Here is a 356-nt window from a genome sequence, read left to right on the forward strand (position 1 = left end):
TTGGTGTTGACCTCGTTGAGCGCGGTGGTCAGGGCTTTTTCAAAATTCAGCTTGGCACTGTCCATCTCCGCTTGTACGGTTTTGTCTTTCCATTTCATGGTCTGCCAATTAAGGAAAGGCAGATTGATGGTGGCCGAACCGCCCAACATAGGGATATTGAACGTGCTTTTTGCTTTGTCGGACGACGTACTCAAACTTGCGCCCAAAGTAATCGACGGATACCAACTGCGTTTTTGCGCGTTGACCGATTGTTGCGACGCTTGCAGGCGGTATTCGGCGGCGCGCAGGTCGGGGCGGTTGGCCAAAACGGTAATCGGTACGTCCAAGTTCACGCCTTTGACAGGCAACAGGCGGAA

At 52.8% G+C, this 356-nt stretch carries 1 protein-coding gene; it reads right to left on the reverse strand.

Annotated features, from left to right (window positions below):
* On the reverse strand, positions 1–356 hold a 356-nt coding region (locus ACTHSP_RS22970), incomplete at both ends, for a TolC family protein (RefSeq protein ID WP_440347123.1).

Source organism: Neisseria sp. P0001.S005 (assembly GCF_051963715.1).